The following is a 23,194-nucleotide window of genomic DNA, read 5'->3' as shown; positions in this document are numbered from 1 at the left end:
GGTCACCCCTTTCGGGCGAGGAAATCAAGGGCACGTTCGTTAAAGGCCGAGGGGTCTTCCCACTGCGGCCAGTGCGCGGCATTGCGGATCAGCAGCAGCTCGCCGTCCGGTATGGCGGCGGCAAATTCTTCACCGGTCTCCACTCCCCCGGAGGGCTCATGGTCAGTCCAGACCAGCAGGGTGGGAACGGTCAGGGCTGCGTAGTCCTCCACGGTGACCCGGTTGCGGAAGCGGATCTCCGGGTTCTGCAGCGCGAGGATGTGGCTCATGGACCTGGCGAAGCCGTCGCGGCTGTAGACGCCCCGGCGCATCTGCACCAGCTCATCGGTGATGAGCGCCGGGTCATGGATGACCACCTGCAGCCGGGCCTTGACGTTCTCGAAGGTCGGGTCCTCGACGGCGTTGCGGCTGACGGATCGTGTCTTGCCGATCGCCGAAGGAGGCATGACCTGCCCGCCGGGCGCGCTGAGAATCAGGGTCTTGACCCGGTCCGCGTGCTTCTGGGCAAACTTCAGGGCAATCCAGCCGCCCAGCGATTCGCCGCACAGGTGCACCTGGTCCAGACCGAGTTCGTCCAGCAGACCAAGCAGATGCTGTTCGTAGTCCGGAATCTCAAGGTCGGCGCCGGCGAGGGTCGAGAACCCGTGTCCGGGATAGTCGTAGGCAAGGACGGTGTATTCCCCCGCCAGAGCACGGATGTTCTGGGTAAAGGCTTCCAGGTGTCCGCTCGTGCCTGCCATCAGGACGATCGTGTCTTTTCCCTGGCCAACACTCAGCACACGGGTACGGCAGCCCCCGACGTCGACGTAACGGAGCTGGTGCGGCAGGTCACCGATCTCCTGCCACAGCGTCCGCATTTCCCAGCTCACGAAGGGCCGTCCGTCTTGGCGGCCACAACGCCGAAGCCCGCACCCCAGGTCTCCACCGGCCAGTAACGGTCCACTGCGAAGCTGTAGCTGCCGGCCGTGGCCAGCGCACTGAATGCTGCGATCCAGGTGCGGACCTCGTGGGCGCCGCTGCCACCCTCGGCGTGGAACCACTCGTTGGTCCAGGAATCCACCACGGAAAGGTCGCCTGCACGGAAGGCGTCCAGGACCTTGTTGTCCCACTCGGCGTTCAGGGGCTGTGTGGTGGCTTTGCCCTCTGCGAACTTGCGGATGTTGGCGATCATGGTCGATTCCTTGACCTCACGCTGTTCCGGGGTCATCTCGAAATGGATAAGGCGTTCCTGGACCTCTTCCGGAGCGCCGTCCCAGACGGGAATGGGCGGGTTGTGGGAGAGACCGCCGGAGGCAAAGATCAGGACCTTGCGGTCCAGCTTGGCGGCTGCGCGTCCCACGGCTTCACCGAAAAGGCGGACGCGGTTCATGGGTGTGAGGGGAAGCCCGACGGAGTTCACGAAGATCGGCACGAAGGGGTTGGTGAACCCGTGTCCGTACACAAACTCCAGGGGCTGCAGGACACCATGGTCAACCTGCAGCCGCTCTGAGCGGGCAATGTCGATTCCGTCTTCGAGAATGAGCCGGTGCAGCTCCCGCGCTGCGTCGCTGTCTACCGGAAGCGGACCGGCAGCGGTGCCCCAGTCACCCACTCCTGTTGCCTGCGCACCTACGCAGAAGGGCGGCATCATCTCGTACATCACGCCGTTGAAATGGTCCGGGCCCAAGGCGATGGTGATGTCCGGAGCGAAGTCCTCCACGAAGTCGCGGACCTCGTCAATGGCCGAGTTGATCTCGGCAAACACGGTCCCGCCCGGATCCACATTTCCGAAGGAGGGGGCATGGGACATTGCGGCCACTGCAAGAGTCATTTGGGAATTCCCTTCAGGCCCGGGGGCCTTACGAATCTGGGTACAAGAGCAGAGGCTTTCTTGATTGCCTCGTCTAGAATAAGGATTCTAGTGAGTTCAATCACATCTGGCTAGAGAGTCTGTGTAATCGGCGTCACAAAGTACCCCAGACCCGAAATGACAGGCGCAAGAGGCGGTCCGCCGTCTCCCGTCAGCAAAGGAAATACATGAGCACAAATCTGGTTCCGCCTCCCTACGACCACGAGATTGCCCCGGTCTTCCAGGCCAGACATCCGGGCGGGACCTCATCCGCCGGCACCGGATCCCTCGCCGCGCTCCGGCAGGCGGCCTCCACCGGACCCGCCGTCCTGGAGCAGCTGGAACGCTTCCACCGCCGTGACGAACTTGTTCCGGCAAACGCGGGCGCAGCCGTGCCCGTCTCGGTGCTTCATCGCGGCAGCGCGCCTGCGGGCCCGGTCATCTTCCACACCCACGGCGGCGGAATGGTGGCCGGTGACCGGTGGAGCGGAATTACCCCGTTCCTGAAGTGGGTGGATGAGTTCGACGCCACGCTCGTCACTGTTGAATACCGGCTCGCGCCGGAACACCCAGACCCAACCCCGCGGGAGGACGCCTATGCAGCCCTGGAGTGGGTCGCCCGGGAAACGGCTCGGGGACAAAAGCTCTTCATAGCCGGGCAGAGCGCCGGCGGGGGCATCACAGCCGGGCTTGCTCTCATGGCCCGGGACCGCGGCGGGCCCCGCATCGACGGGCAGCTGCTGCTCAGCCCGATGCTCGATGACCGGAACTCATCAGTTTCAGCCCGTCAGTTCGAGGGCACCGGCGGATGGGACCGGGCGGCGAACACCCTCGGCTGGGATTCCCTGCTGGGTCGCCGGGCACAGGGCGCGGTCTCTGCCTACGCTGCCCCGGCCCGTGCAGCGGATCTTTCCGGGCTCCCGCCCACCTTCCTTGAATGCGGGACCGCGGAGGTCTTTCGGGATGAGACGGTGGCGTATGCGAGCAGGCTCTGGGAGTCCGGCAATGACACGGAGCTGCATTTGTGGGCCGGCGGCTTCCACCGCTATGACCAGCTCGTTCCGGAGAGCGCCCTCTCTGAAGCAACCTTCGGCGCAAGGACCGGCTGGCTGCGGCGCCGGCTCAGGACTGATGCCTAGTTAAGCCAAAAAGTTAAGCCAAGAAGGCCCTCCGCAGCACGATGGCTGCGGAGGGCTTTTTGAGCGGGATCGGCTACTTGCTGGAGTAGCGGGCATGCTCCTCATGGGCGCGAGCTACCTCGGCACGGATGTCCTCGATGTCCTTGACCTTGTCCCGGTACTTCTTGTCCATCTGCAGGATCTGCTTCTCTTCGTCACAGAGGGCACGGTAGATGCGCTCCCGCTCGGACTCATCCGAGGTGTAGGAGAGGTCCAGGTAGTCGTTGGCGTGCCGGCGTGCGTTGTTCACGGCGGTCTGGGCCTTGCCTGCCGGGCTGACCAGCGACGCAATCACGGTGACGAGAAGGACGCCGATGATCACGCTCAGGGACAGGCCGGTGCTGACCTCGATGACTTCCACATGCTCGCCGTTGTTGATGAACCAGAGGGTGTTCTCGTGCAGGGCATGGAGCACCAGTTTGACGCCGATGAACGCCAGGATTGCTGCCAGGCCGTAGGAGAGGTAGATCAGGCGGTCCAGCAGTCCGTCGATCAGGAAGTAGAGCTGGCGCAGGCCCATGAGGGAGAACGCCGTAGCGGTGAAGACGATGAAGGTGTTCTGCGTCAGGCCAAAGATGGCGGGAATCGAATCCAGGGCGAACAGGATGTCGGTTCCGCCGATTGCCACCATGACGAGCAGCATCGGGGTGAGGACCTTCTTGCCGTTCTCGACGGTCATCAGCTTGTCGCCGTCGTAGTGGTCCGTAGTGGGCAGCACCCGCTTGGCGATCCGGATGATGAAGTTGTTCGCTTCGTCCTTCTCGCTGTCCTCGGGCTTGAGCAGGTTGCCCGCCGTGATCAGCAGGATCAGCCCGAACAGGTAGAAGATCCAGGAGAAGGAGTTGATCAGCGCTGCGCCAAGGAAGATGAACCCGGTGCGGGCAATCAGCGCGAAGACAATGCCGAAGAGCAGGACCTTCTGCTGGTCCTCACGGGGCACCCGGAAGGAGGCCATGATGATCAGGAAGACAAACAGGTTGTCCACCGAGAGGGCCTTCTCCGTGATGTAGCCGGCGAAGTACTCGCCGCCCATGGTGACCCCGCCGAAGACCAGCACCAGGACACCGAAGATGATGGCCAGTCCCACGTAGATGGAGGACCAGATGGCCGCTTCCTTCAGCGTTGGAATATGTGCCTTGCGGATGTGGAAGAAGTAATCAAAGGCCAGCAGGCCGAGGATGACGGCTATCGTCACGCCCCAGATGAGGGGGGAAACAGTCATGGAGTCTCTGCTTTCGTAGGGTACGCCAAGGGACCGCAAGTCTCTCCGGCAGCCTGTGGCTGCCCGCTGGCCCCGGCCGGGCGTCGGTGCCCTACGTGTTGACGAGGTTCAGCGTGGGTGGATACTCCCCTACGAACGGTCAACTCTACCTGATGCCGGGCCGGCGCAGCGATATCCATGTCCTACTAGCCCTCCGCTTCGGCGGGACCACGGCTCTCCAGCAGGGTCAGGTCCGCCGGGGTATCTATGTCACGGCCTTCGGCTTCCGCGCCGCACGCCACCAGATCCACCAGGCCGGGGTGGGCTGCCAGAAAGGAACGTGCCCCGGAGTCACCCAGTGCTCCGGCGGCGGCTGCCCGGGCCAGCTGCGGCGCGAAAAGCACGGGGTGCCCGCGCAGCAGGTTCCCGCCCGGGAGCCGGTAGGCCGCGCAGGACACCCTCGCCGGTGCGGCTCTTTCGATCAGCCGGGCCACCGTTTGGGCTGTGAGCCCCGGCTGGTCGGCAAGCGCCACGAGTACGGGCTCCCGCGGTGCCAGCGTGAGTGCTTCGGCGATTCCGGCCCGGAACGATGAACCCATCCCCGTTTCCCAGTCCGGATTGATGACCACGTGCGAATCCGCCAGGTCTGCTTCAGTCCGGACCCTGGCTGATCCGGAGCCAAGGATCACGACGACGCGCGTGCACCCTCCGCGCCGCAGTTCCCCGGCGAGGTGCTCGATCAGCGGCCGCCCGTTGAAGGGCAGGAGGGCCTTGGGACCACGGCCCAGCCGAATCCCTGCCCCCGCTGCCAAAAGCACCGCGCTGACCATGCATGGAACCAAAGCACACCGGACGGCTTAACCACAACAGCCGCTCGCGTTTTGTACGGAGCGGCTGTTGTACGCCCGGTTTCGGCCGGGCACCCGGGGACTTACCCCTCGCAGTCTTTGCAGTACTTGGTGCCGTTCTTCTCGACAGCGAACTGTGACCGGTGGCGGACCAGGAAACAGGAACCGCAGGTGAACTCGTCCTCCTGGGCCGGCACTACCCGGACCAGCAGTTCTTCGCTGGAAAGGTCGGCACCGGGAAGCTCAAAGGCTTCCGCGGCTTCGGATTCATCTACGTCCACCACAGCTGACTGCTTGTCGCTCCGCCGGGCCTGAAGTTCTTCGATTGAGGCGGTTCCGGCGTCCTCTTCGGCCTTGCGCGGTGCGTCGTAATCAGTTGCCATATTCAGGCTCACTCTCCAATGCTTGGTGGGGAAAGGTGTGGTGGATGGAGCGGTGCACCCCGATGGTAACTGCTACTGAAGGGTGTGCCGGTCTAAAGCGCAACAAGTGTGACACATTTCCGCTACCGTCCTGCCGAAGCGAGCTCCGGCTCTGCGTCGTCCCGGTCTGCAGCGGTTGTCCGGTTCAGCAGCTTGGCACCCTCAACATCAACATCCGGCAGAATCCGGTCCAGCCACTTTGGAATCCACCAGGCCGACTTGCCCAGCAGATGGAGCACGGCCGGAATCAGCGTCATCCGGATGACAAAGGCGTCCAGCAGCACACCGATCGCCAGGGCAAAGCCAATCGGCCGAACCATTGTCAGGTGGGCGAAGATGAACCCGGCAAACACGGAGACCATGATGATCGCTGCGGCTGTGACCACCCGTGAGGCATGGTCGAAACCGGAACGGACAGCCTGCCTTGGGTCTTCACCGTGGACGTAGGCTTCCCGCATTCCGGAGACCAGGAACATCTGGTAGTCCATGGCCAGCCCGAAGAGCACGCCGATCAGGATGATCGGCAGGAAGCTCAGGACCGCGCCGGGATTGTGCACGTCGAAGATGCTGCCCAGCCAGCCCCACTGGTAGATCGCGACGACGGCACCGAAGCTGGCGGCGAGCGAGAGCAGGAAGCCGCCGGTGGCGATCAGCGGTACCAGGACGGACCGGAAGACCAGCAGGAGCAGGACCAGGGACAGGCCAACGACGATTAGCAGGTAGATGGGCATTGCATCCATCAGTTTGTCCGAGACATCGATGTTGATGCCGGTCTGCCCGGTGATGGCTACCTCGACGCCGGTGTCCGCCTTGATCTGGGCGGCATCATCGCGGATGGTGTGGACCAGGTCTTCGGTGCCTTCGGCGGCCGGGCCGCCTTCCGGAATGACCTGGAAAACAACCATGGTTCCGTCTTCGCTGGTGGATGCCGGGACCACCGTGGTGACGTTGTCCAGTCCGCGCAGCGAGTCGGCTACCTGGTACGTCATGTCCGATGCTTCAGACTCGGAGACCCCGTCGGGCAGGTAGCCCACAACGATCACGGGTCCGTTGATGCCTTCGCCGAAGCTCTCGCCCAGCAGCTGGTAGGCCTGGTAGGCCGTCGAATCCTCGGGTTCGGAGCCGCCGTCGGGCAGTCCGACCCGCAGCGAACCGGCGGGGATGGCCATGGTGCCCAGCAGCAGGACGCTGAGGATCACGGTGATGACGGGGTGGTTGGTGACCAGGCGTCCCCAGCGCCGCGGGTTTCCGTTTTCCCTGTGTTCGACGGCCGCTGCCCGGTCCTGGGGGGACAGCGCAGCATGCGCCGCGGGAGGGGTGATTCCCGCCTTTGCCCAGGCCTTCTTCGACAGGATGCGGTTGCCGATGAAGCCCAGGAAGGCCGGCGTCAGGGTGAGGGCCACCAGGATGGCCATGGCCACCGTACCGGCCGCTGCCAGGCCCATAACGCTCAGGAACGGCAGTCCCGGGACTGCGAGCGCAGCCAGGGCGATCACCACGGTCAACCCGGCGAACAGCACGGCGTTGCCGCTGGTGCCGGTAGCGACACCGGCGGACTCTTCCAGCTCCATGCCGTGGAGCAGCTGTGTTCGGTGCCGGTTGATGATGAACAGGGAGTAGTCGATGCCCACGGCCAGGCCCAGCATCAGCGCCAGCATCGGGGAAATGGACGTCATCTCCACGACGCCGGTGAGGGCCATCGTGGTGCCGACCCCTGCAATCACGCCAACGAGTGCCATCAGCAGCGGCAGGCCGGCAGCCACCAGGGTGCCGAGCATCAGGATCAGCACGACGGCGGCAACGGCAACGCCGATCGCTTCCGAGGGGCCGAAGAGGGAGGAAACGTCCTCGACGATTTCCTTGCTGTAGAAAACCTTGACGCCGGAATCAGTGATTTGGTTGGCGGTGTCCTGGACTTCCTGGCGCTGTTCCGGGGTTACGGAGTAGGCCTGTTCCTGGAACTGGACTTCGGAGAAGGCGGTGACGCCGTCCTCGGAGACGAAACGCAGTCCGCTGCTGGCTTCGGCCTTCCGCTCGGCGTCCTTAAGCTCCTGCTCCCCTGCTGCCAGCTGGGCGAGGCCGTCGTCGTAGGCTTCCTGCTGCTCGGCCAGCTGTGCTTCACCGGCCTGCAGCTGCTGTTCCTGCGCTTGAAGCTGCGCCCGCATTGCTTCTGCCTGCTGGGTTTGGCCGGCAGCTTCAAGCTGGCCGGCCTGCAGCTCGGCGAGGGAGAGCTGCTCCCGCCCCGCTGCCAGCTGTGCCGCGGCGGCATCCAGCTGCGGCTTGCCCGCTTCCAGCTGGGCCCGGGCGGCGTCGAGCTCTGCCTGGCCGGCAGCCAGCTGCTCACCGCTGCCGTCCAGCTGTGCCTGCATCTCAAAGGGATCGCTGACCGATTTCAGGAAGTCCAGGCCGTTGAGTTCCGCCACCGTGTCGATGACCGCCTGGCGTTCGGCCTCGGTGAAGGCCTCGCCGGATTCCGTTTCGAAGACGATGCGCCCGGATCCGCCCGAGACGTCTGGGACGCGCTCGCGCATCTCGTCGAGCACCCGCTGGCTTTCCGACCCGGGAATCGTGAAGTTGTTCGACGTCGGCGCACTGAAGGCAGCGAACGCGCCGCCAATACCTAGCAGCAGCACCAGCCAGGAGCTGAGGAACCACCAGCGGTGACGGAAGCTGAACTTACCGAGCCGGTAAAGCAGGGATGCCATGGGGTGTCTTTCTTTGAGCGGGTCGGGTTGAGTGATCTAGCGGCTGAAGCCGTCGCGGAGGAAACCGATGGCTTCGCTGAAGAGTTCTTCGAGCAGCGTGAGGGTCTGCGGTGTGATCTCACCGTGCGTACGGTGCTGCCATTGCGCAAACGCACTGCGCCCGCAGGCCAATACTGCAGCGACGAGGGTGCCGGTGTAGAACGGGTCCGCTTCCTGCCCCAGGCGGGTCCGCAGGGAGTCCACGATCCGGTGTTCGGCGTGGTCCCAGGCTTCTAGGTGGACCCGTGCCATCTCCGGGCGCTCTTCAGCCAGGCCGTGCAACTCGGCCATCACTGCAAGGTTCGCCGGATCGGCTGGCTGGGAGAGGGCATGAAGCATCGAGTCAACGATGTTCTCGTTCTGCGGACGTGCCTGGAAGTGGCCCAGCACCCCGTCCAGGAAGTCCTCCATGGCGACGTTGAGTGCTGCCGTCGTGCTGGGGAAGTAATTGAAGAAGGTCCGGCGGGAGATCCCGGCGGCCTCGGCAATGTCGTCAATGGTGAACTGCCCGGCACCTTTGCTGCGGACCAGCTGCAGCGTGGCATCGGCGATCGCCCGGCGGGTTGCCGTTTTGTTCTGCTCCCTGCGGGATACCTGCTGCTCAGTCACATCGCTACACTAAGTGCAAATTTGCACGAGAGGCAAATTTGTAGCACCCGAGGGGCCTCAGACACACTAATGCCCGCCCCGGCAGACCGGAGCGGGCATTACTGGTGCTGTGGAACCCGGCGCAGGTTCCGGCTGCGATCTAGCGTCCGTCAGGCTGCGGCTTGGCCGGATCCATGCTGGAGTTCCCGCCCGAGGTGTGGGAGCGGTCGGCCGGATTGGATGACCCTGCAACGGTTGATGCACCGGCAGAGGATCCTCCGCCGGTGGACCCGCTGCCGGAACCTGAGCCGGAACCGCCGTTGGAGCTGCTCACGCTGCTCTTGGCAGACGATGCCGCATCCTTTGCTGACGAGGCGGCATCCTTGGCCGCATCCGTCACTTTGTCCTGGAGAACGGGGGCCTTCTGCTTTGCCCATTCCGTACCCTGGTTCACCGTGTCCTGAACCTTCGGATCATTCCACAGCGACTTGATCTTCTCCCGGCCGGCTTTGGAACCGATCAGGTAACCGACGCCGATCCCTGCCAGAAAAGTCATCTTCTTAACCATGCTGTTCCTCATTCCCGCCCCGACTGAGGCATCATGATGCATCGGACAAATCCCGTGGCCGTGAGGCCATAAAGGAATTAAACAGCAACCTTACTACTTCATGCTTCCCCTGCACCGTCCATCAGCCGCGAGCGGATGAGGAACCGTTTGCCTTCCGGCGCCTCAACGGAGAATCCGCTCCCCCGGCCGGTCACCACGTCAACGGTCAGATGGGTGTGTTTCCAGTACTCGAACTGCTCGGCGGACATCCAGAATCCAATGTCCTCACCGTCGAGGTCGAAGACACCCAAAAGCACGTCGGCTTCCGAGGTGATGAAGTCTCCCTCCGGGTAACACATGGGAGATGACCCGTCACAGCATCCGCCGGACTGGTGGAACATCAGGGGCCCGTGCTGCTGCTTCAGTTTCCGGAGCAGGTCCCGCGCCGCGGCGGTAAGCCCCACCCGGGAGGTTGTCTCCCCGGGCAGGGCCGGCGCCGCAGCCAGGACGGGCGGTGCGATCGGGTCCATCAGTACTGGACCACTACCCGTCCGTCGATCCGGCCTGCGGCCAGTTCGTCGAGGACGTCGTTGATGTCCTCGAGCGGACGCGTGGTGATTTTCGGGTGGATGAGTCCCCGGTCGTAGAAGTCCAGTGCCTCCACCATGTCCTGCCTGGTGCCCACGATCGAACCCCGGATGGTCAGTCCCTTGAGCACGATGTCGAAGATCGGTGCCGGGAAATCACCTGGCGGCAGCCCGTTGAAGACAATGGTTCCGCCGCGGCGGGCCATTCCGATTGCCTGGCCGAAGGCTGAAGGGTGCACGGCCGTGACCAGCACGCCGTGCGCTCCCCCGGTCTGCGCCTGGATGGCTTCAACCGGGTCCTCGTCCAGGGCATTGACCGTCACTTCGGCACCGAATTCGCGTGCCAGGGCCAGTTTGTCCTCGGCAATGTCCACGGCCGCAACCCGCAGTCCCATCGCCTTGGCGTACTGAACGGCAATGTGCCCCAGCCCGCCGATTCCGGAAATCACCACCCATTGCCCCGGACGCGCCTCCGTCATCTTCAGTCCCTTGTAAACGGTGACGCCGGCACAGAGCACGGGCGCGACCTCCACCGGGTCCGCTCCCTCGGGGATATGCGCGGCGAACTTCTCATCCACCAGCATGTACTCACCGAAGGAACCGTCGACGCTGTAGCCGCCGTTCTGCTGCTGCTCGCACAATGTTTCCCATCCGGTGCGGCAGTATTCACAGATGCCGCAGGCGGACCATAGCCAGGCATTGCCCACCATGTCCCCTTCCTTCAACGCGGTCACGCCCTCGCCCACCGAGACCACGCGGCCCACACCCTCATGTCCGGGAATGAAGGGCGGGCTGGGCTTCACCGGCCAGTCCCCCTGGACTGCATGCAGATCCGTGTGGCAGACCCCGGTTGAGATGAGTTTGACCAGCACCTGCCCGGGCCCGGGGCTCGGAACATCCACCTCTCCTACGGTGAGAGGTTCACCCAGGGTGTTTGCGACGGCGGCATGCATGTATTCCATGTCGATCTCCTTGCTGTTTAGATGGCGAAGCTGAGCGGGACTGGCAGATGGAACCGGCTTAGAAGAACCCCTGCTTGGATTCGGCGTAGCTGACCAGCAGGTTCTTGGTCTGCTGGTAGTGGTCCAGCATCATGGCGTGGTTTTCGCGTCCGATGCCGGATGACTTGTAGCCGCCGAACGCCGCGTGTGCGGGGTAGGCGTGGTAGTTGTTCACCCAGACGCGGCCGGCCTGGATGTCCCTGCCTGCGCGGTAGGCGGTGTTGCCGTCCCGTGACCAGACGCCCGCTCCAAGGCCGTAGAGGGTGTCATTGGCAATGGAGAGCGCCTCGCCATAGTCGGAGAACCGCGTCACGGACACCACCGGTCCGAAAATCTCCTCCTGGAAGATGCGCATGTTGTTGGTGCCTTCAAAAACGGTGGGCTGCACGTAATAGCCGCCCGCCAGGTCGCCGTCGAGCATGTTGCGCTGTCCTCCGGCGAGGACCTTGGCGCCTTCCTGCCCGGCGATATCCATGTAGGAAAGGATCTTTTCCAGCTGGTCATTCGAGGCCTGGGCTCCCACCATGGTGTTGGTGTCCAGAGGGTTGCCCTGCACCATGGCGGCGGTGCGGGCAAGGGCATCGGACATGAAGCTGTCGTAGATGGAGTCCTGGACCAGTGCACGGGACGGACAGGTGCAGACCTCACCCTGGTTCAGGGCGAACATGTTAAAGCCCTCCAGGGCCTTGTCATAAAACGCATCGTCCTGGGCTGCCACGTCCGCGAAGAAGATGTTCGGGCTCTTGCCGCCCAGTTCCAGCGTCACCGGAATCAGGTTCTGGCTGGCGTACTGCATGATCAGGCGGCCGGTGGTGGTCTCACCGGTAAAGGCGATCTTGCGGATGCGCTTGGAGGATGCCAGCGGCTTGCCCGCTTCCACACCGAAACCGTTGACGATATTCAGCACGCCGGCCGGCAGCAGGTCTGCAATCAGTTCAGCCAGCACCAGGATCGAGGCAGGGGTCTGTTCGGCTGGTTTCAGGACTATGGCGTTGCCGGCCGCGAGTGCAGGGGCAAGCTTCCAGACCGCCATCAGAATGGGGAAGTTCCACGGGATGATCTGGCCCACCACCCCCAGCGGCTCATGGAAGTGGTACGCGGTGGTGTTGTCATCGATCTGGGAGAGCGTGCCTTCCTGGGCGCGGACAGCGCCGGCGAAGTAGCGGAAGTGGTCCACGGCCAGCGGCATGTCCGCAGCCAGGGTTTCACGAACCGGCTTGCCGTTGTCCCAGGTCTCGGCAACGGCGAGCATCTCCAGGTTCTCTTCGATGCGGTCGGCGATGCGGTTCAGGATGTTGGCGCGCTCCGCGACGGAGGTCTTGCCCCACGACGGCGCTGCCTTGTGCGCTGCATCCAGGGCCAGGTCAATGTCCTCGGAGGTGCCGCGGGCCACCTCGCAGAAGACCTTGCCCGTAACCGGTGACACGTTCTCAAAATAGCCGCCCTTGACCGGGGGGACCCACTCCCCGCCGATCCAGTTCTCATAGCGGGGCTTGAATGAAACAAGTGCCTCACCCTGGCCGGGCTGCGCGTAAACGGTCATGACTTGTTTGCTCCTCAATTTCGAGCGTTGGTACACGACCTCGGTGTCGTGTCCGTCGGTGTGGTGAACAGTACGCAGGCAGACGTAGCATCTGCGTAGCAGGGACGCTGCACACCGGCTAGCGGCCCGCTGCAGGCGGGTTTATGGTTACCTAAGGCAATTTCTTAGTAATCGAGATATAAGGAACGCTAATGACTTCCGAACTCACGGGCAGCGGCGCAGAACCGCAGCCGGGCCGGTACATCCGCTACCGCTGGTGGGGCCTGCTGGCCATCAGCCTCGGCGTGGCAATGATCATCATGGACGCCACCATCGTGTCGGTGTCCGTCCCCTCGATCGTTGCGGACCTGGGGATTTCCAGCACCGAGATCCAATGGGTGCAGGAGATCTACACGCTGCTGTTCGCTGCGCTGCTGCTGACCTGGGGCCGGATTGCGGACCGGGTGGGCCGGCGGCGGATCATGCTGACCGGCGTCGTGCTCTTTGTGGCGGCCTCGGTGCTTTGCGCCGTCGCCGAGTCCGGAGGCATCCTGATCCTGGGCCGTGCATTGCAGGGCCTGGGCGGCTCAATGATCCTGCCCACCACCCTCGCCCTGCTGAACGCCAACTTCCAGGGCCGGGAACGGGGCATTGCCTTCGCGGTCTGGGGTTCCACAATCGGCGGCATGGCAGCCATCGGCCCGCTGCTGGGCGGCTGGCTGACCGAGAACGCCAGCTGGCGCTGGGCCTTCGGCATCAACATCCCGGTGGGTGTGCTGGTAGTTGCGGGGCTGCTGCTGTTCGTGGCCGAATCATCCGAAGCCGTCACCGGGGCTGCACAGTGCCTGGACCTTGGCGGAGCCGCACTGTCCATTCTGGGCTTCGGGGCGCTCGTCTTCGGCCTGATCGAAGGCCGCAGTTACGGCTGGTGGAACGCCACCGAGGACGCGCCGTTCCAGGCAGGGACGCTCTCCCCCGTCCCGCTGGCCTTCCTGCTGGCGGCCGTGGCCCTGGTGGGTTTTGTGCTGCTGGAGCGTTCGCGCACGGAAGCAGGGAAGGGCGTAATCCTGGACCTCTCCCTGTTCCGTATCCCGTCCTTCGCCAACGGCAACGTGACCGCGCTTATTGTTAGCTTCGGCGAGTTCGGGCTGATCCTTTCACTGCCCCTGTGGTTCCAGAACGTGCTGGGCTACACCGCCTTCGAAGCCGGCCTGGCACTGCTTCCCCTGGCACTGGGCTCCTTCCTGGCCTCCGGAGGTGTTGCCGCCCTGGCCAGGAAGTACAGTCCGGTGGTGGTCGTCCGGATGGGCCTGGGTCTGGAAATCCTAAGCATCGCCGCCCTGGCCCTGCTGATCCGACCGGACAGCTCAGCCTGGCTCACTTCCCCGATCCTGCTCTTCTACGGCATGGGCGTTGGCCTGGCCACTGCCCAGCTGACGTCGGTCATCCTGGCCGAGGTTCCGCTGGCCAAGAGCGGCCAGGGTTCAGCTACCCAGAGCACCGCCCGGCAGACCGGTTCAGCGCTGGGCATCGCCGTGCTGGGAACGGCATTCTTCACCACGCTTCGCACAGGCACTGAGAACCAGGTGGCGGATGCTGTTGCCGGCGCACCGCAGCTGGCCGGGGCGGTGGATTCGGTAAACGCCACCTCCGGCGGCAGCATCGCGGCACTGGCAGCAGATCCCCAGACCGCGTTTATTGCCGACGCCGCCCGTGACGCTATGACCAGCGGCGCCTCGCTCGCGGGCTGGATCGCCGCCGGCGCACTGCTCATTGGGTTCCTGACCAGCCTGCGGATCAAGCCGGTTATCGGCCCGCAGGCCGGCGAGCCTGCCGGAGTGCGGGCTCCGGAACCGGACAACGAAACACGCGGCTAGGCGAGCTCCCGCTCCATCCGCTGCAGGCCCGCGACTATGCCGGCCCGCCGCGGGGAACGCGGCGGGAGCAGCTGCAGCGCCAGCCGCCACGCCTCGGCGTCGTGCGCTGCTTCCTCCAGCTTCAGGTACTGAAGGACAGTCTCGATTCCAGCCTCGCCGAGGACTGCTTCGCGCAGTTCGGCGCTGAGGCTCTGCCGCAGTTCCACGATGCCCGGAGCCTCAGAGTGCGGCAGAACCGGCCCCTTGTAGATATTCAGCGCCAGCCGGTGCGCACCGCGGCCCAGGCAGGCGCGGACCTGCCCCGCGTCCTGGACCAGGTCCACCGGCAGCCGGTACGGGCGGGAGTCCGGGACAATCCGCGCTGAGGAAGACTTGGAGAGCAGCTTGCGCAGCCGGAGCATCTCCGCGCGGACACTGCCCACGGAGGCTTCGGTCGGGTAAGCGAGCACAGCCAGCTCCTCAGCGGTAAGGCCGCGGGGATGCAGGGCAAGGAGGGTCATCAGCTCCGAATGCCGCTGGCTCAGCTGCAGGCGGACGCCATCCACGCAGAGGTCCGCGGTGTCTGTACCGAGAACCTGCAGGCTGTCCTGGTAGAGGCTGGACCGCGATGCCCGCTCCGTCGAGCGGCGCCGCCCTGCGCCGCCCAGCTGCAGCCGTTCCACCCGCAGCTGGGCGGTGGCAGCGGCCACAGCTGCCTCGACCAGGGCGAGTGTATGGACAGCCACTGCTTCTTCCTTGCCGGTAATGTCCACGACCCCCAGCACGGACCCCGTTTCCGGATCCTGGACCGGAACCGCTGTGCAGGACCAGGGGTGCACCTGCGGGCTGAAGTGCTCGGCCCCGACAATCTGCACGCTCCGTCCGGTGGCCAGCGCGGTGCCCGGAGCGCTGGTACCCACAGCGTGTTCGGACCAGTCCGCGCCGGGCATGAACATCATGCTCTCAGCGCGGCGCAGCAGTTCGGGGTCCCCGTCGACCCAGAGCAGGCGTCCCAGCTGGTCTCCGACGGCGACGAGCAGTCCGCTGTCCCGTCCCGGTTCGACCAGCAGCCGCTGGATCACCGGCATGATCGAAGCCAAGGGGTGGGAATCCCGGTACGCGTTCAGATCGGGGCCTTCGAGCACGAGCGCAGAGCGGGCGGCATCGGGATCGGGATGGTGCCGGAGGGAACGCTGCCAGGATTCCCGGACGCCGGGACGCAGCATATCCAGGATTTGGCTCTGGGACCCAAGGCTCTCGTGTGCCCGCCAGGCATCACGCTGCAGGGTCTCAGGGCTCCGAAAAGCCATCCCCTGCAAGGCACTGGAAGACTTCTGCACCGTCCTGCCTATCCGCGTTGATAAGGAGACCGTCCGATCCGGTCCTGCCATGTTGGAGGCAGGATTCCGGGCAGCGGGTGGCTGCCCGTCCATAGTGACATGCGCCACGGCACAGTTCCAGAGCGCCGCGGGCCAGGAAACCCGGCTGCCGGCAAGGCCGGGGATTAACGGCCGAAGCCGGGCACCGCACAGCGGCACCCGGCTTCGGTCAACAGTTTGGAAAGAGCAGCCTACTCGGAGCCCTCACGGGAGATCCGGGTCATTTCCTCCCGGTCAACAACCTTGACCCGCTCGCGGACCAGGTCGCCGATCCCGGGGTCACCGTGCACGTACTTGGCGCCCAGGGACTTCTCGTAAGCGTCCAGGCGCTTCCATCCCTCCCACGTGGTGTACTCGACGCCGCGTTCTTCCAGCAGCGCGATGATCGCCTCCGGCTGGGGCTCTTCGGCTGCGGGCAGGGACCGGCGGTCTTCGAGCAGGTAGCCGATGGTCTCAAGGGCGTCGCCCTTGGTGTGGCCGATCAGGCCAACCGGACCGCGCTTGATCCAGCCGGTGGTGTAGATGCCCGGGACCGGCGTGCCGCTGGTGTCGACGACGCGGCCGCCTTCGTTGGGAATGACACCGCGGCGGGAATCGTAGCCAACTTCCGGAAGCTCGGAGCCGAAGTAGCCGACGGCACGGTAAACGGCCTGGACCGGATAATCGATGATCTCGCCGGTGCCGCGCGCATTGCCGGTTCCGTCGAGTTCCGTGCGCTCCATTTTGATTCCCGCAACCTTGCCGGGGGTGGAGGGATCGTCGTGGATCTCAACCGGGGAATGAAGGAAGTGCAGGTGCAGCCGGCGGGACGCGCCGGTGTCCTGTTCCTCGACCAGCCAGTTCGTCAGGGTGTTGACCATGGTCTTGGTCTGGTTGTTGGTCCGGATCTGCTCATCCGAAGCTTCGTCGAATTCGAAATCTTCGGGGTAAAGCACAATGTCCACGTCGCGTGAGTGCGAGAGCTCCCGCAGTTCCAGCGGAGTGAACTTCACCTGGGCCGGGCCGCGCCGCCCAAAAATGTGCACGTCGGTGACCGGGGACTTCTTGAGCCCCTCGTACACGTTGGACGGAATCTCGGTGGTCAGCAGGTCATCGGCGTGCTTGGAGAGAATTCGGGCAACGTCAAGGGCCACGTTGCCGTTGCCGATGACGGCGATTTCCCTGGCATCCAGCGGCCAGTCGCGCGGCACGTCCGGGTTGCCGTCGTACCAGGAGACGAAGTCCGCGCCGCCGAAGGAGCCTTCAAGATCGACACCGGGGACGTTCAGCGGAGCGTCCTTCAGGGCACCGGTCGCGAAGATGATCGCGTCGTAGAAGTGCCGGAAGTCCTTCAGGGTAAGGTCGCGGCCGTAATTCACGTTCCCCAGGAAACGGATGTCACCGCGGTCCAGCACCTTTTCCAGGGCGTTGACGATTCCTTTGATACGCGGATGGTCCGGGGCCACGCCGTAACGAATGAGGCCGTAGGGTGCCGGGTACTGATCAAAGAGATCAATGCTGACTTCGAAGTCGCGGTCCGCTTTGGTCAGGATGTCTGCGGCGTAAACGCCTGCCGGACCAGCACCGATAATTGCGACTCGCATGGGACGCTGCGAGCTGTCCGGAGCTGAGTTAGACACTTAGAGTCCTTCTACTTGGGAGTCGTGGCACGCAAATGGCGCACACTTTTCTATTCTAATTGGCACTCACCATCGCGTCTAAACGTCGTGCCCCCGACATACGGGAATACGCCCACGGCGTAGCCGGTTGCACCCCACATGCCCAATGAGCAATCTCCTGCCGGAATGCCGGCCGCGTCCGCCACGCAGTCACCCGGCGGAACCTCCTACGTTTCGTCCAGGCCGGCGGGCGGGACTCCGCCCGATGACAAGCCCAGTACTTCGGGGCTGCTCTTCGGCATCGGCGCCTACGGAATCTGGGGGGTCCTCCCCCTCTATTTCCTGTTGCTGGAACCGGCCGGCCCTGTGGAGATAGTGGCAGCGCGGGTCCTCTTCTCCCTGGTCTTCTGTGCTGCACTGCTCACGGTCATGCGCTCCTGGCGGCTGGTGTTCGCGGCTGCTCGGAACCTGGCCGTAGTAGGCACCCTGACCCTGGCTGCGTTTTTGATCGCCGTCAACTGGCTGGTGTTCGCGTGGGCCGTCCTCAGCGGACACGCCGTAGAAGCCGCCCTGGGTTACTTCATTAACCCGCTCATCTCCGTACTCCTGGGCGTCCTGGTGCTCAAGGAACGCCTTCGGCCGCTTCAGTGGGCCGCGATCGCCGTCGGCTTCATAGCTGTGCTGGTTCTGGCGTTCGGCTACGGAACTGTGCCGTGGGTCGCGCTGGCGCTGGCTTTCAGCTTTGGCCTGTACGGGCTGGTGAAAAAGAACGTGGGCGGCAAGGTGGACGCCGTTTCCAGCCTCACGATTGAAACCGCCGTCCTCACGCCAGTCGCCGCCGCAGTCCTGGTGGTCCTTGCCGTCACGGGCTCCGGGACCCTCCTGACCGAGGGGCCGGCCCACTTCTGGCTGCTCGCGGCCTCCGGCATCGCCACCGCGGTTCCGCTGGTGTTTTTCGGTGCCGCAGCACGGCGGCTGCCGCTGAGCACCGTGGGACTGCTGCAGTACCTGGCGCCCATCCTGCAGTTCACGCTAGCGCTGCTGGTCTTCAAGGAGGCCATGCCTGCTGAGCGGTGGGCTGGATTCGGTTTGGTCTGGCTGGCACTGCTGATGCTGAGCATCGACATGCTGGGTTCCCCGCGGCGCGCACGGATCCGCCGCGCGGCAGCTGCCTAGCGGCGCTGGAACCTGCTGCTTAAACGCCGGACGGCGAAGGGAAACCCTTCACCGTCCGGTTTTGTTCGTTATGCCGCTGGCAGCCTAGCTTGCGGCTACGGTCGCGGTTTCAGGTCGCCGGCCCTGGATGCGAAGTGCCAGAAGCACTGCGCCGCCGGCCAGAGCCATCAGCACGCCTGCACCGCCGACGAGCATCTGCGCCGGAGTCACACCGGTTTCCGCCAGCACGGCGGGAGCGGTTCCGGCGCTCTGCGCCGGGGCGCCCAGCACGGTCACTGCCGGCTGGAGCGTGAAGGACTGCCAGCCCGCCAGGGTTCCGTCCATGTTGTAGAGGGCAACCCTGTGGTCTCCGGCTTCGAGATCGGCCGGGATGCTCAGCGGGAGTACCCCGGCAGCGTCAACGGTCAGTGTGCCGACCTTGACCGGCGTCGAATGCAGGAACACCTGGTACTGGGTGCCCGGCGTCAGACCTGCAACCACCAGAAGGCTTCCGCTTGCCTTCGCCTCAAACGTGCCCCGGGCTTCCGGGGTCAGGACGGCGGGATCGCTGGTCAGGAGTTCAGCCCGTGAAGCGGCCGGCGCTGGTTCTTCTGCTGGGTCTTCCTGAAGAACGGCGGGCTCTTCCGGTGCCGTGTTTTCATCCACAGCAGGCTCGGACTCAGGCAGCGGCCCGGTTTCCGCGGCAGGCACGTTGTCCGCATCAGGCGCCGTGCCTGCCACCTGTACAGGTGCAGGGGCCGGCTCTGCTTCGGGTGTCGGTTCCGGTTCGGGGGCCGGTGCAGGCTCGGGTTCGGGGGCCGGTGCAGGAGCGGGCTCAGGGGCCGGTGCGGGGGCCGGTGCAGGCGTCGGGACCGGTTCCGGGGCCGGTGCAGGCGTCGGGACCGGTTCCGGTGCAGGAGCAGGCTCGGGTGCCGGTGTCGGCGTCGGGTCCGGCTCGGGTGCAGGGACCGGTGTCGGGTCCGGCTCCGGAGCGGGCTCAGGTTCAGGAGCCGGCGGGACCGGTGCGGGCGGAGGGGTTTCGTACTGGCCGAAGTTGACCGTTGCCAGGTACACACCCCTGTTCGGACCTTCAGTAAGCTGCACAACACCGATGCCGAGTTCGGTGTCTGCCGCCCGCAGCATGTTTGCCTTATGCGGGCCCGAGTTCACCCACCACTGGAATGCCTGGTCCACGCTCATGTTCCAGGCGATGTTCTCTGAGGCATGCTTCGCCCCTGCCGGATACTGTGCTGCGAAGGACGGGTTGTGCAGGAACGTTCCTGCTCCGGACACGCTGGCAGTCTTGGCGGAGTCCAGTGTCCACTGCTGCGCCACGTTGGCAATTCCCTGGTTCCAGGCCAGGGGCTTGAGCGCGTGGGCTTGCCGGTAATCGTTGATAAGGGTGTGGAGGCGGGCCGCCGCCGAGCCGTCCAGCGATGTAGCAGACGCTGAAGGCATGGCCACCGCCGTCGCCCCCAGAGCCAGCGCGAGCGCAGCAAAAACGCCCGCGAGTTTCCTCAGTCGCATTTCAATCCTTAGTGCCTCGAGACCCTTGGGGGGTACCCCCGTGGAGGCCTTCCTTGAGCGCCCGCCCCCAAACGGGCGCGACACGCCGCATGCGTGCGGTGCTTGACACTCAATCTAGCCCAACGCCTCATTCTTCACAACGACCCCTCTATTCACACCGACAACAGGCGTCCCGAAATGCCGCGACGTCGGGTCTTATGGCTCTTCCAGGCACCCCAGGACTTCCGTGGAGTCGGGGCTGCTGCCCAGACCGGATATCCGGCCTTTCGGGACTTCCCTGCCGTTTGGGCAGTTGGTTAGACCGGGTGTCCGGCGCTTTGGGACATTGATACCAGTCCGGGACACTGCCAACCCCGCACTTTCCCGCGCTTTGGGACTTCCCTGCCGTCTCGGGACAATCCTCCGCGGCGCCACGGCAGGATTGTCCCCCTGCGGCGGGGAAGTCCCAGGCCGGAGGATATCCGCCGCCCAATCCTGGCCCTGGCCGGTTCGCTCCGGTTTGTAGCGCTTCCCACCGAACAAAGCGGAGCGAAAGCCACAAACCGGAGCGATCCCGGGGCGTTCCCGCGGAAACAGCTGCGATCGCCCTCCGCCGGAGGACGGGCCACAACAGCAAGCCGGACCACTTCAGGGCAGACCGCCCGAGCCCGGGCCAGCCGGGTGGTCCGGGTCGGCCCATGCCAGACCGAGCCAGACCGAACCGCGCCGAGCCCGGGCAAGCCGGGAAGGGCCCACGCCCGGCCACACGGTCCCGGACAGAAACCGGGCTATACCAAAGGAGCCGATTCGGGCTGGGCAGCGGAAACCGAATCTCCGGTGCGCAGCGTCTCACCGCGGAAGAAGCCCGGGTTAGCGCGGTACATGATGAGCATCAGCACAGCGCCCAGCACAATCACGCCCATTCCCAGGACGAACACCAGGCCGACGCCGCCCACGGAGGAGCCGGACCCGTAGTCCGGGTCCATCGAATCGAAAGCGGTCTTGATGAACATGATGAAGAGGATGACGCCGCCCAGGGCGGGCGCCAGGAACTTCAGCAGGAAGGACCGTGCGCTGGCGAATGCCTCCCGCCGGAAGTACCAGACGCAGGCCAGGGCCGTGATGCCGTAGTAGAAGCAGATCATCAGGCCCAGCGCTGTAATGGTGTCCCACAGCGCGTTTTCAGAAAGCAGCCGGGTAATGACGTAGAACCCCGCTGCCGCCACTGCAGCAGCCACCGTGGCATAGCCCGGGGACTTGTGCGCCGGGCTGATCCGCCCGAAGCGCCGGGGCAGGGCGCGGTAGTGGCCCATTGCCAGCAGTGTGCGGGCAGGAGACACGAACGTCGACTGAAGTGAGGCCGCCGAACTGGAGAGGATGGACAGGGACATGAGGATGGCAAAGGGGCCCATGACCGGCGTCGCCAGTACCGCGAAGATGCTCTCCTGGTTGTCCGGGTTGCCGGCACCGAGCTCCCCGTCGCCTACTCCGGCAAAGGAGATGACGGCCAGAGCGATCATCATGTAAATGAGCACGATGACGAACACGGTGGCGGTGGCAGCCCGGCCCGGTGTCCGGTCCGGATCCCTGGTTTCCTCGTTCATGGTCAGGGTTACGTCCCAGCCCCAGTAGACGAAGATTGAGAGGGATACGCCGGCCGCAAATGCGGAGAAGGACTCAACCGCGAACGGATTGAACCAGTCCCAGCTGATCTGCGTGGCGTCGAATGCCGTTCCGCCGGCAACGTGGGCGAAGGCCGCCACCGAGAACCAGGTGAGGACCACCAGCTGGAAGGCCACCAGTACGTACTGCACTGTCTTGGTGGTCTCCACGCCGCGGTAGGAGATCCAGCAGGCTATGGCCACGAAGACCAGGGTTGTTGCGATATTCAGGGGCAGGTTCAAAGTCAGGTCGGCGAGGGAATCGTTGCCTGTGACCTGGGCGAGCATCAGGTAGAAGAAATCGACCGCTACAGCTGCCAGGTTGGAGAGGACAATGATGGTCGCCGCAATCAGCCCCCAGCCGCCCATCCAGCCCACCCATGGACCGAAGGCCCGCGTTGCCCAGGTGAAGGACGTGCCTGAGTCCGGCATGGCGGTGTTCAGCTCCCGGTAGCCAAGCGCCACCAGGATCATGGGAATAAACCCGACCAGGAAGATCGCCGGAAGCTGCACCCCGACCTCTGAAATGGTCGGCCCGAGTCCGGATGTGAGGGTGTAGGCGGGCGCAATGCAGGAAATGCCAATGACGACGGCGCCGATCAGCCCGACCTGCCCTCCCTTCAGCCCTTTGCTGCTCAGCCCGCTTGCGGCGCCTCCGCCCTGTGCCCGGGTGCGTGTCTTCACTGGGTATCTCCTGACTGGGGTGCCTGGCCGTGTGCGGCGCGGGAATAGTTACGCGGGACCACGACCATTGGCACCGGGAGGCTGCGGAGGACTTTGGACGCGGTGGTGCCGAGGAAAAGCTGGTTGCTGCGGGCCAATCGGCTAGAGCCGATGATCAGGACCTCGCCGTCGTCGAATTCAAGGTCGTCGACGGCGTTTTCGATGGTGCGCCCGTGGGCGACAACACCGGTAATGCTGCTCTTTCCCTTGGTAAGTTCCTCAGCCCGCCGGACCCGGTCCGCAACGTGCAGCCGTGCTTCGTCCAGGGCCGCACCGCCGGAGGAGTCCAGCGCCAGCAGGGAGAGCAGGCGCAGCGGCAGGCCCCGGCGGGCAGCTGAATCACAGGCAACCTCCAGGACGTCTTCCGCACCCCGCCGCTCCCCCACCGCACAGGTGATCCGCGTGAGCGGTTCCATCCTGCTGTAGCCGCGGGGAGCAAGGGCCACCGGGACGCCGGCAGCATGCAGCAGCGCGTTGGCAACGCTGCCCACCGTGAAGCGCTTGAACAGCCCGTTGCTTCCTGCGCCGACCACAATGAGGCCGGCGCCGAACTCTTCGGCCGCTTCGATCAGTCCACGCGCGTCCGAGTCGGCAGTGCGGATGTGCCCCCTTGCCTCGATGTCTTCGGGCACCAGGGCCAGGGCTTCATCCAGCCAGTCCCTGAGCTGCTTGGCCAGGAGGGACGCGTAGGTCCGCTCCGGCGGGTAGACAGCCGTGTAGGGAGACTCTTCGGGGTCAACGATCACCAGGTCCAGGGATGCTCCCTGGCTCCGGGCGATTGCACAGGCCAGGAACAGCGCGTCCCTGCCCCGTTCGGTGGCCGTGTAGCCGACTACGTAACGCACGGCTG

Annotated in this window: 19 protein-coding genes; 3 read left to right on the top strand and 16 right to left on the bottom strand. The window is 64.9% G+C overall.

The genetic code is table 11. The features are described 5' to 3' along the window. Positions 1 to 2: 2 nt before the first annotated feature. Together FYJ28_RS03460 and FYJ28_RS03455 are read right to left on the bottom strand one after the other, a co-directional pair. Positions 3 to 869 (bottom strand): alpha/beta fold hydrolase, encoded by an 867-nt coding sequence (locus tag FYJ28_RS03460; protein WP_326831489.1) that lies wholly within the window; start codon positions 867 to 869, stop codon positions 3 to 5. Further along, positions 866 to 1,810 carry a 3-carboxyethylcatechol 2,3-dioxygenase gene (locus tag FYJ28_RS03455; RefSeq protein WP_154578321.1) on the bottom strand — a complete coding sequence of 315 codons (945 nt, stop codon included), beginning with the start codon at positions 1,808 to 1,810 and terminating at the stop codon, positions 866 to 868. The genes FYJ28_RS03460 and FYJ28_RS03455 overlap by 4 nt, the downstream gene beginning before the upstream one ends. A 206-nt stretch (positions 1,811 to 2,016) precedes the next feature. Here FYJ28_RS03455 and FYJ28_RS03450 point away from each other — a divergent pair, with 206 nt between their 5' ends. Further along, the gene (locus FYJ28_RS03450; protein WP_154578320.1) at positions 2,017 to 2,967 is read left to right on the top strand and encodes an alpha/beta hydrolase; all 951 of its coding nucleotides are present in this window, start codon (positions 2,017 to 2,019) and stop codon (positions 2,965 to 2,967) included. A 73-nt stretch (positions 2,968 to 3,040) separates the two neighbouring features. Here the strand turns inward: FYJ28_RS03450 and FYJ28_RS03445 are convergent, their stop codons facing one another. The 9 genes from FYJ28_RS03445 to exaC all read right to left on the bottom strand — a co-directional run bounded on the left by FYJ28_RS03445 (position 3,041) and on the right by exaC (position 12,487). Then, positions 3,041 to 4,228 carry a TerC family protein gene (locus FYJ28_RS03445; RefSeq protein ID WP_154578319.1) on the bottom strand — a complete coding sequence of 396 codons (1,188 nt, stop codon included), beginning with the start codon at positions 4,226 to 4,228 and terminating at the stop codon, positions 3,041 to 3,043. 185 nt (positions 4,229 to 4,413) lie between these two features. Then, positions 4,414 to 5,037 (bottom strand): nucleotidyltransferase family protein, encoded by a 624-nt coding sequence (locus tag FYJ28_RS03440; RefSeq protein ID WP_055239254.1) that lies wholly within the window; start codon positions 5,035 to 5,037, stop codon positions 4,414 to 4,416. Between the two features lie 101 nt (positions 5,038 to 5,138). Continuing rightward, positions 5,139 to 5,438 carry a DUF4193 domain-containing protein gene (locus FYJ28_RS03435; RefSeq protein ID WP_055239253.1) on the bottom strand — a complete coding sequence of 100 codons (300 nt, stop codon included), beginning with the start codon at positions 5,436 to 5,438 and terminating at the stop codon, positions 5,139 to 5,141. Between the two features lie 122 nt (positions 5,439 to 5,560). Beyond that, complete coding sequence (locus FYJ28_RS03430) at positions 5,561 to 8,182, bottom strand: MMPL family transporter (RefSeq protein ID WP_154578318.1); 2,622 nt, start codon at positions 8,180 to 8,182, stop codon at positions 5,561 to 5,563. Between the two features lie 36 nt (positions 8,183 to 8,218). After that, positions 8,219 to 8,830 (bottom strand): TetR family transcriptional regulator, encoded by a 612-nt coding sequence (locus tag FYJ28_RS03425; protein ID WP_055239251.1) that lies wholly within the window; start codon positions 8,828 to 8,830, stop codon positions 8,219 to 8,221. A 139-nt stretch (positions 8,831 to 8,969) separates the two neighbouring features. Then, a complete protein-coding gene (locus FYJ28_RS03420; RefSeq protein ID WP_195840586.1) occupies positions 8,970 to 9,377 on the bottom strand; it encodes a hypothetical protein in 408 nt (135 codons plus the stop codon). 98 nt (positions 9,378 to 9,475) lie between these two features. Next, the gene (locus FYJ28_RS03415; RefSeq protein WP_154578316.1) at positions 9,476 to 9,886 is read right to left on the bottom strand and encodes a DUF779 domain-containing protein; all 411 of its coding nucleotides are present in this window, start codon (positions 9,884 to 9,886) and stop codon (positions 9,476 to 9,478) included. Next, a complete protein-coding gene (gene adhP / locus FYJ28_RS03410; RefSeq protein ID WP_154578315.1) occupies positions 9,886 to 10,905 on the bottom strand; it encodes an alcohol dehydrogenase AdhP in 1,020 nt (339 codons plus the stop codon). Before adhP ends, FYJ28_RS03415 begins: the two co-directional genes overlap by 1 nt. A 58-nt stretch (positions 10,906 to 10,963) precedes the next feature. Beyond that, positions 10,964 to 12,487 carry an acetaldehyde dehydrogenase ExaC gene (exaC, locus tag FYJ28_RS03405; protein ID WP_055239247.1) on the bottom strand — a complete coding sequence of 508 codons (1,524 nt, stop codon included), beginning with the start codon at positions 12,485 to 12,487 and terminating at the stop codon, positions 10,964 to 10,966. 191 nt (positions 12,488 to 12,678) lie between these two features. Here exaC and FYJ28_RS03400 point away from each other — a divergent pair, with 191 nt between their 5' ends. Next, on the top strand, positions 12,679 to 14,343 hold the full coding sequence (locus tag FYJ28_RS03400; RefSeq protein WP_154578314.1) for a DHA2 family efflux MFS transporter permease subunit: 1,665 nt from the start codon (positions 12,679 to 12,681) through the stop codon (positions 14,341 to 14,343). Here the strand turns inward: FYJ28_RS03400 and FYJ28_RS03395 are convergent. Both FYJ28_RS03395 and FYJ28_RS03390 read right to left on the bottom strand, forming a co-directional pair. Beyond that, positions 14,340 to 15,632 (bottom strand): GAF domain-containing protein, encoded by a 1,293-nt coding sequence (locus FYJ28_RS03395; protein ID WP_154578313.1) that lies wholly within the window; start codon positions 15,630 to 15,632, stop codon positions 14,340 to 14,342. The genes FYJ28_RS03400 and FYJ28_RS03395 overlap by 4 nt on opposite strands. A gap of 260 nt (positions 15,633 to 15,892) precedes the next feature. Then, the gene (locus FYJ28_RS03390) at positions 15,893 to 17,320 is read right to left on the bottom strand and encodes an FAD-dependent oxidoreductase (protein ID WP_055239244.1); all 1,428 of its coding nucleotides are present in this window, start codon (positions 17,318 to 17,320) and stop codon (positions 15,893 to 15,895) included. A gap of 138 nt (positions 17,321 to 17,458) precedes the next feature. On the opposite strand from FYJ28_RS03390, the gene rarD reads away from it, so the two are divergent. After that, on the top strand, positions 17,459 to 18,475 hold the full coding sequence (gene rarD, locus FYJ28_RS03385; protein WP_154578312.1) for an EamA family transporter RarD: 1,017 nt from the start codon (positions 17,459 to 17,461) through the stop codon (positions 18,473 to 18,475). A gap of 84 nt (positions 18,476 to 18,559) precedes the next feature. Here the strand turns inward: rarD and FYJ28_RS03380 are convergent, their stop codons facing one another. The 3 genes from FYJ28_RS03380 to FYJ28_RS03370 all read right to left on the bottom strand — a co-directional run bounded on the left by FYJ28_RS03380 (position 18,560) and on the right by FYJ28_RS03370 (position 23,189). Continuing rightward, positions 18,560 to 19,981 (bottom strand): CAP domain-containing protein, encoded by a 1,422-nt coding sequence (locus FYJ28_RS03380; protein ID WP_154578311.1) that lies wholly within the window; start codon positions 19,979 to 19,981, stop codon positions 18,560 to 18,562. Positions 19,982 to 20,748: 767 nt separating this feature from the next. Then, positions 20,749 to 22,305, bottom strand: coding sequence for an APC family permease (locus tag FYJ28_RS03375; RefSeq protein ID WP_326831488.1), 1,557 nt, complete (start codon positions 22,303 to 22,305; stop codon positions 20,749 to 20,751). Continuing rightward, on the bottom strand, positions 22,302 to 23,189 hold the full coding sequence (locus FYJ28_RS03370; protein ID WP_326831487.1) for a universal stress protein: 888 nt from the start codon (positions 23,187 to 23,189) through the stop codon (positions 22,302 to 22,304). The genes FYJ28_RS03375 and FYJ28_RS03370 overlap by 4 nt, the downstream gene beginning before the upstream one ends. Between the last annotated feature and the right edge of the window lie 5 nt (positions 23,190 to 23,194).

Origin of the sequence: Arthrobacter sp. BL-252-APC-1A, from assembly GCF_009696625.1 — a bacterium.
GTDB lineage: Bacteria > Actinomycetota > Actinomycetes > Actinomycetales > Micrococcaceae > Arthrobacter_B.
Note: the sequence above shows the minus strand (reverse complement) of the source record. Positions and strands in the feature narration are given on the sequence as shown.